The organism is Streptomyces atroolivaceus (genome assembly GCF_000717025.1).
Classification (GTDB): domain Bacteria; phylum Actinomycetota; class Actinomycetes; order Streptomycetales; family Streptomycetaceae; genus Streptomyces; species Streptomyces atroolivaceus.
The window spans coordinates 178,387-189,855 of record NZ_JNXG01000005.1; the positions used below are offsets into that span (position 1 = coordinate 178,387).

Here is an 11,469-nt window from a genome sequence, read left to right on the forward strand (position 1 = left end):
CGGGACGGCGTCTCGTTGCCGGACAGCTGTCCCTCGTGGTGAAGGCTGCTCAGGGCCGGGCGAGGCCGGCGACGAAGCGGGAGGTCAGGGCGGTGGGAGCGGTGATGGCCGTACCGACCACGACGCTGTGGGCGCCGCGGGCGAGAGCCTCGGCAGCCTCCTCCGGTGTATTGATACGGCCTTCGGCGACGACCGGTACAGAGACCGAGCCCGAGAGGGATGTCACAAGGTCCAGATCCGGGCCGGTCCGCTGCGGGGTCCCGGGCACGTAGCCGGACAGGGTCGTGGAGACGAAGTCCGCCCCCTGCGCGGCGGCGGCGACCCCCTCGGCGAGCGTGGAGACGTCGGCCATGACCAGGGCGCCGGCCGCGTGCACGGCGGTGACCAGCTCTTCGAAGGTGGAACCGTCCGGGCGCGGCCGGTCGGTGGCGTCGGCGGCGACCACGGCGGCACCGGCCTCGACGATCGCCAGGGCGTGCCGGACGGTCGGCGTGATGTAGACGCCTGTGTCACCGTCCTTCCACAGGCCGATGACGGGGAGGTCGACGGCCTCGCTGATGGCGGCGACGACCTCCGGCTCGTTGGCCCGGATCGCGGAGCCTCCGCCGGCGACGGCCGCGAGGGCGAGCCGTACCAGGGTGGCGGTCTCCCGCATCGGGTCGCCGGGGGGTGCCTGGCAGGAGACGATCAGTCTGCCCCGGAGGGTGTCGGCCAGATCCTGTGCGGTCATCGGAGGGCTCCCGGGTGGTGGAGGGGAAGGGCGGTGGTCAGAGCCGCGGCGCCGAGTACGGCGGCGTCGTGACCGAAGAGAGGGGGCTCGGGGACGAGCCCACGCAGGGGCGGCATCAGCTCGGCGGCGAACGCTGCGGCCAGCGCGTCGCCGTACAGCGCGCCGATCCGGGGAACCCCGCCGCCCACGACGACCCGGTCGGGGCCGAGCACGTTGGCGAGGCCGCCGAGAACCCGTCCGGCCGCCGTCGCCCCCGTGGTGACGGCGCGTACGGCGGCCTGTTCGCCCCGGGCCGCACGGGCGGCCACCGTTTCCAGCCGGTCCGCCGGGCTGCCGCTGAGCCGCTCGTAGTGCGCGGTGATGCCGGGGCCGGAGGCGATGACCTCCAGATGTCCGGTGCCGCCACAGGTGCAGGGCAGTCCGGCCGCCTCCTCGCTGGGCAGGTGGCCGAGGTGGCCGGCGATGCCGGACGCGCCGTGCAGCATCCGGCCGTCGACGGCGAGGGCACCGCCCACACCCGTGCCGACGGCGGCGAACAGGAGCGAACCGTAGCGGTCCGGCAGCGCGGCGAGTTCCGGACCGGCGGTGGCGCGTACGTCGTTGTCGCAGGCCACCGGGAGACCGGTACGGTCCGCGAGGCCGGCGCCGAGCGCGGTGCCCGTCCAGCCGCTGATCGAGTCGGTGGCACTGGTGACCGTTCCGCTGCGGGGGTCGACGACTCCGGCGGCCGCGACGCCGAGCAACGTGGCCAGCCGGCCGGGGTCCACCTCGGCCGCCGCTGCGGCGAGCGCGTCGAGTACCGCCTCGGCTCCGTCCCGGGCGGGGGTGGGCCGGGTGTGCCGGGCCAGTACCGTGCCGTCGGCGGCGAAGAGCGCCGCCGCTATCTTCGTGCCGCCGAGATCGAGACCGATCACCACGGCCCCGGTAGCCGCCGCACTCATCGGACGGGCGGCAGACCGGCGCCGCGCAGCCGCTCCGCGACCAGTTCGACCGATGCGGCGGACAGCTGGATCTGGGGGAGGGCGGTGGAGCCGTCCTCGATGACGCCGAGCAGCCACAGAGCCGCCTTGAAGGAGCCGAGCGCCGACGAGCTGCGGCCCATGTCCTGCTCCGGGCCCACGTCGACCATGCCGAACAGCTCGACGAGCCGCTCCTGTTCCCGGGCGGCGAGCGTCCATTCGCCGGCACGCGCGGCGTCGTACAGCCGGACGTAGCCGGCCGGATCCACGTTGCCGATCCCGGGCACGACACCGTCGGCTCCGGCCAGCAGCGCGGCGTCCACGGTGAGTTCGGAACCGGTCAGCACTCTGAAGTGCGGCACGGGACCCCGGGCCCGGCCTTCCCGCCCGCCGAGCTCCACGATCAGCCGGCGCAGCCCGCCCTCGTCGCCGCTGCTGTCCTTGAGACCGGCGAGAACACCGTCCTCGGCGAGCTCGCGCACCAGGGCGGCGGAGAGCTTCGAGTGGACGGCCACCGGGATGTCGTAGGCGAACAGCGGCAGGTCGACGGCGGCGCGCAGCCGCCGGAAGTGTCCGGTGATCTCCTTCGGGTGCGTACGGGTGTAGAAGGGCGCGGTCGCGACGAGGGCGTCCGCGCCGAGCGCTGCGGCGGACCGTGCGTGCCCGGTGACCCGGGCGGTCGTCGTGTCGATGACCCCGGCGAGGACCGGAACGCGTCCGGCGGCCGCGGTGACCACGGTCTCCAGAGCAGTGGCGCGCTGGACGTCGGTCAGATAGGCGACCTCGCTGGTCGAGCCCAGGGCGAAGAGCCCGTGCACCCCACCGTCGACGAGGTGGTCGACGAGCCGGGTCAGGGAGGCCGTGTCGACGTCCCCGCGGTCGTCGAGAGGTGTGCAGACCGGCGGCACGACGCCGTGCAGCGGTGAGATCAAGGGCATGGTGAGGGGCTCCAGCTTGTTCGGAACGCCGGACCGCCGCCGGAAGGGGAGGCGGAACTGGGACGTGAGACGTAAGATGTCCTATGTCTGGCCTCACCTTAAACAGATGCCCCGGCGGCCGGTCAAGAGTCACCGGAGGCCGGCGACACCTCAGGAGGACCGTTGTGGCCCGCCCCACCATGGCTCAGGACATCGAGCGAAGGATCAAGGAACTGATCCTCGAACGCGGACTCGGACCGGGCGATCCGCTGCCCACGGAGGCCGAGCTGATGGAGCTGTTCTCGGCCGGACGGGTCTCGGTGCGCGAGGCGCTCAAGGCGCTCCAGGCGATGAACGTCGTCGAGATCCGGCGTGGCTTCGGGACCTTCGTCGGCTCACTCTCCCTGTCGCCCTTCGCCGAAGGACTGGCCTTCCGGGCCGCCGTCCGGCACCGGCAGGGCGAACCGGGTCTGCTGGAGCTGATGAAGGTGCGCGAGGCGTTGGAGACCGGGCTGGTCGGTGCCGTCACGGCAGGCGTCCCCGCCGGGGACCTGGCCGTGCTGCGGGGGCTGGTCGCGACGATGGAGAGCGAGGCCGCCCAGGGGGGCCGGGTCGCCCGTGCCACCGACCGTGCCTTCCACCTCGCGCTCTACGCCTCCCTCGACAACCACCTGCTCAGTGAGGTGCTCGACGCGTTCTGGGCTGCCATGGACCGGGTCCGTGAGGATGTGGACGACGGTCACCAGGACCCGGCCGTCACCTGCGCCCAGCACCACGAGATCGTCGAGGCGGTCGCGGCGGCCGACGGCGTGCGTGCGGTGCGCGCGATGCGTACGCACTTCGACGGCATCAGGGGCCGCCTCGACCCTCAGTCGGTGTCGGCGTAGAGATAGCTGCTCGTGCCCGCCAGGGTGGCGCGGCACCACGCGTCCACCGAACCCTGGTCCATCGCCGTCCAGTCAGGGGGCTGTTCCACCTGGGCGCGGCCCAGCCTCCGGCCCAGCTCGACGAGCCGGGCCCCCTCCGGGGTCCGCTCGCGGGCGTAGCGCCGCAGCGCGTCGGCGGGTGAGGCGGACGTCCGTAGCGCCTCCTCCAGGCAGAGGGCGTCCTGCAACGCCTTGACCGCTCCGCTCGCGGTGTGCGGGCGGGTCACCCCCGCCGCGTCGCCCGCCAGCACGAACGGCGGCTCGGCCGCGCTCGGTGCGTGCAGATCGGTGACGGGGTGGCAGGTCATGGCGGTGTGCTCGCCTCGTGCCACGATCTCCGCCCACTCCTGGGGGAAGTGCTCGTCGGCCAGCTGCCGTACGTATCCGACCTCGACCGGCGGGCGGCCGGGTGGGGTCGCGTAGATCGCGTAGGCCAGCAGACGGGCGTCCGGCCCGGCACCGCCGCCCCGGGGGATCAGATAGAAGATGCCGTGGCCGCCGGGGAACCCGATCGTCACCCAGGCCTCACGCAACAGCCTCAGGGGCCGGCGGTGTTCCGCCGACGCGCTCACCGGAAGCGTGCCGCGCCACACCGCGTACGTGGCGGGGGAGGGGCGCAGGTCAGGGGCGAGGACGCGGCGCGTGAGCGAACCGTGGCCGTCGGCGCCCACGACGATGCCGTAGGTCTCCTCGCCGTCGGCCGTGCGGACGAGGGCGCCCCCGGCGGGGGTCCGCTCGACGGAGGTGACGGGGCGGCCGCGGTGATAGCGCGCGCCGGTGGCGGAGGCACGCAGCGACTGCCACAGCAGACCCCAGTTGCACGGAGTGACAGGGCTGGGCCGGCGCGCGATCTCACGGGCCGACCGCTCTCCGGGCGCTCGGGTCAGCCACACGCGGGTCGCCACGGGGGCGGTCGGCATGGCGGCGTCCAGATAACCTGCGGCGACCGTCTGCTCATGCAGCGGGGGCGGGATGACGATCCCCAGCCCCCGGTCCCGGAGTTCGCCGTCGCTGCGCTCGTAGACGGTGACCTCCGCCCCCGCCCGGACGCCCGCGACCGCCACGGCACATCCGGCGATGCTGCCCCCGACCACGCCCATCCGTAAGCCTGTTGCCGCCACGTCGGCACCGCCCGTCCAGGGTCCCCTGATGTTCCGTCAGTTTCTGGTGCCGCCCATCTTCGCACCACCCGGACCGGGCCGGGGGCAGGCGGGAGCCCGTGTCCGTCACCCACGGATGTACCGGAGGGCCGGGCCGTCCCGGACCGGAGGAGGGGCCTGCCGTTCGCGCTGCCTGCGATGCCCGCCCATCTCCCGGGCCGCAGACAGGTTATGCCAGGGCGGCGACGCACATCCAGCCGGCCAGTACGCCCCCGGCCAGGCCACGCACGATTCGGCGAGGAACAGAGCCCAGTGGGCCTTCTCCCGAGCCGGCCGAACAGCTCGACAACGAGTGTGATCCCGAAGAAGAGCAGGAATGTGCCGGTGAATTACGCCGCGTGACGGAGTGGGGGCATTCCGTCCGACGCGGTCGCTGTGGAGTTCGTATCGACTGGGTCGGTCACTCGCCCGACGTTACCAAGGGGGTGCGCCCGTAGTGGTCCTGGTGAGCCGAATCCTTCGGAAGCCCGTACGTGTGTCCCGGACGCGGAGTGCGGCCCTGCCCCGGCAGGGCGTGGCAGGGCCGCTGTCCCGCCGGGGGCGCCCGCCCGCGCGGGCTTCGGACCGCGGTCTACGGCGTGACCGTCACCGCCCGGCTTCCCGAGGCCTGCTTGCCGTCCGCCCGGTATGTCGCCCCGAGGGTGACGTCGCCCGAGGCACCGGCCGGGACGGTGACAGGGACCTTGATGTTCGCGCCCTCACCCGGCCGGAGCGCCGGGAACGCCACCTGCTCGGCCGTCCACCCGGCGGGTCCCGTCAGGGCGAGCGTGCCTGCCGAACGCGTGACGTCCATCCGGTTGACCACCCGCACCGTCACCTCCGCCCTGGTGCCGGCCTTCATGGTGGCCGGCGGGGTGATCGTGATGTCCGCGCAGGTGCCGCCGAGCCACTTCAGATCGAACGCGGAGTACGTGATGTTCCTGTAGCCGTCACGCTCGTACAGCAGACCCAGCCGTCCGTCCGGCAGGCGCGTCAGCGTCGAGTACGCCGCGCTGCCGGGGTCGACGACCTTCCGGACGGGCCAGGTCTTCCCGCTGTCGCAGGACATCTTCACGGTGAGGTTGCTCCGGGAGGAAGTGCTCTCCGTGTTGCTGAACAGCAGCCATGAGGACTTCGGGTCGGACGCGGGAGCGTCCGGGGCGTACCGGATGACCGAGCCGTTGTTCGCCGGGTCCGGGAGCGCGGTGTCCTGCGTGAACGGCGTGTAGTTGACGCCGCCGTCGGTGGAGTGGGCGATCGTCCGGTACGGCGCGGACCGGTTGTTCAGCATGATCCGGCCGTCACTGAGCTCGACGGTCTTGTTCTCGTCCCCGCCCGGCCCGACCGGGTTGCCCGACCTCCAGGTCGCGCCATGATCGTCACTGTAGGCGCTGACCGCGTAGTTCGCCCCGTTGTGGCGGATGGCGTACTGCTGGATCAGCCGCCCCTTGTACGCGCCGTTGCGTACCTGGATGCCTTCGCCGGAGGCCGCGAACATGCCGGCCCAGGCCGGGTTCTTGATCTGTCGGGTGATACGGCGGTGGGTCCAGGTCACCCCGTCGTCGTCCGAGTAGCTGTAGTCGGCCTGGAGCACGTCCGGGTCGGTCTCGTCGTTGCCGGTGGCGGATCCGGCGAAGCCCTGGTTCACGGAGCCCGCGTAGAAGACGAAGACGCGGCCCGTCGTGCGGTCCACGAGCAGACTCGGGTCGCCGAACCCCTTGGGCGCGGCCTCCTTGCGGACGACCTGCTGGGTCTTCCAGGTGGCTCCGCCGTCGGTGCTGCGGCGCAGCACGATCCCGAGGTTTCCGGGCAGGTCCCCGAGCGTGGGGCGGGAGTCGTAGGCGGCGAGCAGGGTGCCCTTGACGGAGGTGGTCAGCGCGGGGATGCGGTAGTAGGGGGAGCCGACGCCCTGCGTCGCGAGGTCCTGGGAGATCAGTTCGCCGGCGGCGGGGGCGCCATGGGCGGTGCCTGCCGCGGTGGCGACCATGACGGCGGCGGACAGCATGGCGACGGTGACTCTGCGCTGCATGAACGGCTCTCTTCTCGTGAGGGGGAGAGGTGCGGAGACTCGGCGGAGCGCGTGGCACGGGAGGCCGGCGCGTCAGGGAGGGGAAGGAGTGCGCGGGTCGGCCCGTCCGGTCGGAGGGCCGGCGAACAGGCTTCGCACCCAGACGAGTTGCTGCGCCCTGTGGTGCTCGGCGCCGCCCTCGTGGCCGTTGAACTCGTATACGTGTACGTCCTTGGGCCCCGCGTACCGGTTGTAGGCCGTGAAGCAGGTGGAGGGCGGGCAGATCTCGTCCATCATCGCGACGGAGAACAGCGCGGGAGCCGTCGCCCGCGTGGCGTGGTGCGCGGCGTCGAAGTACGCCAGCGTGCGGAAGACCGGGGCGGTGCGGTCGCGGTGGAGCCGGAGGTAGGCGGCGACCTCGGTGTACGGCGGCACGCCCGCGATCCGTACGGCCCGGGGGATGTTGCACAGGAACGGCACGTCCGGCATCACCCCCGCCAGCCCCTCCACCAGCCCGGAGACGGCCAGCGCGATGCCGCCGCCCTGGCTCACTCCTGTCACCACGACGCGGGCCGGATCGATCTCGGGGTGGTCGCGCACCGCCTCCACGCAGCGGACCGCGTCGGTGAACACCCGCCGGTAGTAGTAGGTCTCGGGGCTCTCGATGCCCCGGGTCAGAAAGCCCGGTACGGTCCCTGCCGCACCGGGGTCGGTGTCGGTGGTGGCCCCGCCCGCCGCCGACCATCCCTGGCCCCGGGTGTCCATGACCAGGTGGGCGTACCCCGCGCAGGCCCACATCAGCTGCTCGTGCGCGAGCCCCCGGCCGCGTCCGTACCCGAGGAACTCGACGACGCAGCCGAGTGGTTCGGTGGCACCGGCCGGCATGTGCAGCCAGCCGTGTACCGGGCGGCCGCCGTACCCCGGAACGCTCACGTCGTACGTACGCACCTGGGTCAGCCCGCAATCGACCCGCCTGTACCGGGGCTTGACGGGTACGCCGTCGTGAGGTGCCTCGTTCAGGGTGGCGGACCAGAAGTCGTCGAAACCGTCGGGCAGCGGGAGTGCGGGCCGGTAGGTGCGGCATTCCGTGAGCGGGAGATCGGCCGACGGCATGGCTGTGCCCTCCAGGGGTACGGGAAGCGGCAGAACAGCAGACGTCAGATGTCCTGTTGGTCACCGGACCCTAGGGAGCCTTGCGGTCGGACGTCAAGGGCGGGGGGCCGGCCGGAGCCCCCGCCTCGGGGCGGCGGCGGAGGCGTGACGGCCGGCGGTCAGGCCGTGCCCGCTCCGCGTGACCTGGCCTCGGCGATCCGTCGCCGGACGGGGGCGTAGTGCTCGCCGAGGGCCTTCAGGAACGCGGTGACGTCACCCTCCCGGGCCGCGTCCACGATGTTCTGATGGGCGGCGATCGTCGCGGTCTCGTCGGCGTGCGTGAACCCGTCGAGGTGCGGTGCGACGATCGTGTAGACGTCCCAGAAGGCCATCGAGAGCTGGCCGATCAGGTCGTTGCCCAGAGGGGCCACCAGCAGCGCGTGGAAGGCCCGGTCCGCCGCGACGAAGCCGTGCCCCTCGCCCGCTCCGGTGGCGCGCATGGTCGCCACGAGGCTCTCGAGGCCGTCGAGCTGCTCGCTGCTGAGCGAAGAGATGATCCGGTCGGCCATGCCCCGCTCGAAGAGCTCGCGCACGTCGACCAGGTCGGCCATCACCTGGAAGTCGTCGTCGGGGGAGAGCAGGCCGCGGAAGGTGAGGCTCTCCACCAGCGCGGACAGGCTCAGCCGGCCGACGTACGTGCCGTGGCCGTGCCGCACCTCGACGATGTCGAGCGCGGCGAGGATCTTGACGGCCTCCCGGACGCTGGAACGGCTGGCTCCGAGCGCCTCGCACAGGGCCGGCTCCGTGGGAAGCGGGTCCCCGGGGCGCAGCCGCTCGTCGAGGATGTAGCGCTTGATGCCCTCGACGACTTCCTGTCGCAACAGGGTGCGGCCGGGTCGCGTGCCGGACATATGTGAACTCCCCACCTCTTGACCCCTCTCGATTGTCAAGCTACGTTCCCACGCTATCAAGGCATCAGACATCTGACGTCTGATGCTTGCCGGTTCGCCGGCAGTCCGACAGCAGCCGAAACCAGATGTTTCCCCTGCATTCCCCGCCTCAACGTCCCTTGGAGGACCCGTGCCCGAGCTGAGGCCAGCCGGCGTCGAGCGCCGCACCTTCCTGCGTTACACCGGCGCCGTCGGCGCGGCCGCCGCCATCACGGCAGGCCTGTCCGCATGCGGCGGGCCCGGCTCGACCGCCGACGGCGCGGCCGGCAAGGGTGACGGCAACGGCACGATCGAGGCCGGTCTGTCCTACCCCCTGTCGACCGGTTTCGACCCGATGATCACTTCCGGGGCCACGCCGTACGCCGCCAACATGCACATCTTCGAAGGCCTGGTCGATCTCGATCCGGCCACGCTCGTGGCACGCCCCGCCCTCGCCACGGAGATGCCGAAGAAGATCAACGCCACCACCTACCGGGCCACCCTCCGCGACGGTGCGACGTTCCACGACGGCTCCCCGGTCACCGCCGAGGACGTGGTGTTCAGCTTCGAGCGCATCCTGGACCGGAAGAACGCGTCGTTGATGGCGCAGTTCGTGCCCTTCATCGACACGATCACCGCCGTCGACACCAAGACGGTCGAGTTCAAACTCACGTACGCCTTCGCGCTCTTCCCCTCCCGTATCGCCGTCGCCCGGATCGTGCCGAAGAAGGTCGTCGAGGCCGACGTCAAGGGCTTCGACGCGAAGCCCGTCGGCTCGGGGCCCTACAAGTTCGTCGAGGCCACCCGCGAGGACAAGATCGTCTTCGAGAAGTACGGCGCGTACAACGGACCCCACCCGGCCAAGGCCGAGAAGATGATCTGGCGCCTGATGTCGGACCAGTCGGCCCGCGTCAGCGCCATGGAGTCCGGCCGCGTCCAGGCCATCGAGGACGTCCCGTACATCGACGTCAAGCGTCTCGCCGCCACCACGAAGACCGAGTCCGTACAGTCCTTCGGCCTCCTCTTCCTCATGTTCAACACCACCGACAAGCGCTTCGCCGACAAGCGGGTCCGTCAGGCCCTGCACTACGCGCTGGACACCGAGAAGATCATCTCCACCGCGATGGTCGGCAACGCCGCCGCCGCGACCGGGTACGTCCCCTCGACCCACCCCGACCACCACGAGGCCGCGACCGTCTACACGCACGACCTGGCCAAGGCGAAGAAACTGCTGGCCGAGGCCGGCGCGGGCAAGCTGAAGTTCACCGTCCTGACCACCGACACCGGCTGGGTCAAGGACATCGCCCCGCTGCTCAAGGAGAGCTGGGCCGCGGCCGGGATCGAGGCCACGCTGAACATCGCCCAGTCACCGGCCCAGTGGGCCAAGGTCGACGCGGGCGACTTCGAGGTCATGGTGGCCCCGGGCGACCCGTCGGTCTTCGGTAACGACGTGGATCTCCTGATGCGCTGGTTCTACTACGGCTTCTGGCCGGAGAAGCGATACGGCTGGGCCGGAACCGCCGAGTACAAGCAGGTCAAGCAGCTCCTCGACAAGGCCGCCCAGTCCGCCGACGAGGCGGCGCGCAAGCAGCTCTGGGGGCAGATCACCGACGTGGTGGCGGAAGAGGCGGCGCTCTACCCGATCCTCCACCGCAAGCTGCCCACCGCCTGGGACGAGAAGGCCCTGCCCGGTTTCGAGCCGCTGCCCACCACGGGCCTGTCCTTCGTGGACGTCGGCCGCGCCTGACGCCCAGCGGTCCGGGCCGCCCTCACCGGCGGCCCGGACCGGCAGTCCGCCCAATCACAAGGAAACCGACGATGGTTGCTTTTCTCCGGCTCGCGCTGCGCCGCGTCGCGATGATGCCGGTGATGATCCTCGGCATCGCGCTGCTGGTCTTCGTGGTGCTGCAGTTCTCGCCGGCCGACCCGGCCTTCAACGCGCTCGGCGAGAGCGCCACCCCCGAGGCCCGCGAGGCCTTCGCCGAGGCCAACGGGCTCAACGACCCCCTGCCCGTGCGCTACTTCGACTTCCTCGGCCAGCTGCTCCACTTCGACCTCGGGATGACCGTCCCGCCGAGCCAGCCCGTGGTCGACCGGATCACCGCGGCCTTCCCGCTCACCCTCCAGCTCACCTTCCTCGGCCTGTTCCTCGCCGTCGTCCTCGCGGTCGCCGGCGGAGTCCTGGGCGCGATGTACCGCGACCGCTGGCCCGACCAGCTCTTCCGGATCCTGTCCATGGCCGGGGTCGCCATCCCGTCGTTCTGGCTCGGCGTCCTGCTCATCCAGCAGTTCGCCCTGAACACCCGGATCTTCCCGACCGGCGGATACACCAACCCCGCCGACTCGTTCGGCGGCTGGCTCACCACCATGGTCCTGCCGGCCGTCTCGCTCGCGGTGCCCGTCGCCGCCTCGCTCGCCCGCCTCGTACGCACCTCGATGGTCGCCGAGCTCGACCGCGACTACGTGCGCACCGCACAGGGCAACGGCCTCCCGGTCTTCCTGGTGATCCGCTCGGTGCTGCGCAACGCGCTCGTCACCCCCCTCACCGTGCTCGGGGTCAAGGTCGGCTACCTGCTGAGCGGAGCCGTCGTCATCGAAGCGATCTTCGACCTGCCCGGCATGGGCAAGCTCATCCTCGAAGGTGTCACCGGCGGCGACGTCGCCCTGGTCCAGGGCACCGTACTGACCATCGCCATCGCCTTCCTGGTGGTCAACGTCATCGTCGACCTGCTCTATCTGCTGGTCAACCCGCGCATCAGGACGGTGTGA

General features: G+C 71.6%; 10 protein-coding genes. 3 read left to right on the top strand and 7 right to left on the bottom strand.

What is annotated here, in order from left to right; translation table 11 throughout:
* Window positions 1-49: 49 nt before the first annotated feature.
* The 3 genes from OO67_RS14040 to OO67_RS14050 are packed head-to-tail and all read right to left on the bottom strand — an operon-like array spanning window position 50 to window position 2,627.
* Entirely contained in the window at window positions 50-730 is a 681-nt protein-coding gene (locus OO67_RS14040; RefSeq protein WP_033300230.1) for an N-acetylmannosamine-6-phosphate 2-epimerase, read from the bottom strand.
* Window positions 727-1,671, bottom strand: a complete 945-nt coding sequence (locus OO67_RS14045) for an ROK family protein (protein ID WP_033300231.1) — start codon at window positions 1,669-1,671, stop codon at window positions 727-729. Before OO67_RS14045 ends, OO67_RS14040 begins: the two co-directional genes overlap by 4 nt.
* Window positions 1,668-2,627, bottom strand: coding sequence for a dihydrodipicolinate synthase family protein (locus OO67_RS14050; protein ID WP_033300232.1), 960 nt, complete (start codon window positions 2,625-2,627; stop codon window positions 1,668-1,670). The genes OO67_RS14045 and OO67_RS14050 overlap by 4 nt, the downstream gene beginning before the upstream one ends.
* Before the next feature lie 164 nt (window positions 2,628-2,791).
* Here OO67_RS14050 and OO67_RS14055 point away from each other — a divergent pair, with 164 nt between their 5' ends.
* Window positions 2,792-3,493 (top strand): FadR/GntR family transcriptional regulator, encoded by a 702-nt coding sequence (locus OO67_RS14055; protein ID WP_033300233.1) that lies wholly within the window; start codon window positions 2,792-2,794, stop codon window positions 3,491-3,493.
* On the opposite strand, the gene OO67_RS14060 is transcribed toward OO67_RS14055, so the two are convergent.
* The 4 genes from OO67_RS14060 to OO67_RS14075 form a co-directional block, all read right to left on the bottom strand.
* Window positions 3,475-4,632: an FAD-dependent monooxygenase gene (locus OO67_RS14060; RefSeq protein WP_033300234.1), complete on the bottom strand. Its 1,158-nt coding sequence runs from the start codon at window positions 4,630-4,632 to the stop codon at window positions 3,475-3,477. The two genes, OO67_RS14055 and OO67_RS14060, sit on opposite strands and share 19 nt — an antisense overlap.
* 631 nt (window positions 4,633-5,263) lie before the next feature.
* Entirely contained in the window at window positions 5,264-6,700 is a 1,437-nt protein-coding gene (locus OO67_RS14065; protein WP_033300236.1) for an exo-alpha-sialidase, read from the bottom strand.
* Between the two features lie 72 nt (window positions 6,701-6,772).
* Window positions 6,773-7,792 carry an acetylxylan esterase gene (locus tag OO67_RS14070; RefSeq protein ID WP_033300237.1) on the bottom strand — a complete coding sequence of 340 codons (1,020 nt, stop codon included), beginning with the start codon at window positions 7,790-7,792 and terminating at the stop codon, window positions 6,773-6,775.
* 158 nt (window positions 7,793-7,950) lie between these two features.
* Window positions 7,951-8,682: a FadR/GntR family transcriptional regulator gene (locus tag OO67_RS14075; RefSeq protein WP_033300238.1), complete on the bottom strand. Its 732-nt coding sequence runs from the start codon at window positions 8,680-8,682 to the stop codon at window positions 7,951-7,953.
* A 169-nt stretch (window positions 8,683-8,851) separates the two neighbouring features.
* Here OO67_RS14075 and OO67_RS14080 point away from each other — a divergent pair, with 169 nt between their 5' ends.
* Entirely contained in the window at window positions 8,852-10,447 is a 1,596-nt protein-coding gene (locus OO67_RS14080; RefSeq protein WP_033300240.1) for an ABC transporter substrate-binding protein, read from the top strand.
* A 71-nt stretch (window positions 10,448-10,518) separates the two neighbouring features.
* Window positions 10,519-11,469: an ABC transporter permease gene (locus OO67_RS14085; RefSeq protein WP_033300241.1), complete on the top strand. Its 951-nt coding sequence runs from the start codon at window positions 10,519-10,521 to the stop codon at window positions 11,467-11,469.

What these genes read in the sequence shown, in the direction of transcription:
- OO67_RS14050 (WP_033300232.1), bottom strand. Translation starts at nt 2,627, where the DNA reads ATGCCCTTGATCTCACCGCTGCACGGCGTCGTGCCGCCGGTCTGCACA.
- OO67_RS14070 (WP_033300237.1), bottom strand. Translation starts at nt 7,792, where the DNA reads ATGCCGTCGGCCGATCTCCCGCTCACGGAATGCCGCACCTACCGGCCC.
- OO67_RS14065 (WP_033300236.1), bottom strand. Translation starts at nt 6,700, where the DNA reads ATGCAGCGCAGAGTCACCGTCGCCATGCTGTCCGCCGCCGTCATGGTC.
- OO67_RS14085 (WP_033300241.1), top strand. Translation starts at nt 10,519, where the DNA reads ATGGTTGCTTTTCTCCGGCTCGCGCTGCGCCGCGTCGCGATGATGCCG.
- OO67_RS14040 (WP_033300230.1), bottom strand. Translation starts at nt 730, where the DNA reads ATGACCGCACAGGATCTGGCCGACACCCTCCGGGGCAGACTGATCGTC.
- OO67_RS14075 (WP_033300238.1), bottom strand. Translation starts at nt 8,682, where the DNA reads ATGTCCGGCACGCGACCCGGCCGCACCCTGTTGCGACAGGAAGTCGTC.
- OO67_RS14060 (WP_033300234.1), bottom strand. Translation starts at nt 4,632, where the DNA reads ATGGGCGTGGTCGGGGGCAGCATCGCCGGATGTGCCGTGGCGGTCGCG.
- OO67_RS14045 (WP_033300231.1), bottom strand. Translation starts at nt 1,671, where the DNA reads ATGAGTGCGGCGGCTACCGGGGCCGTGGTGATCGGTCTCGATCTCGGC.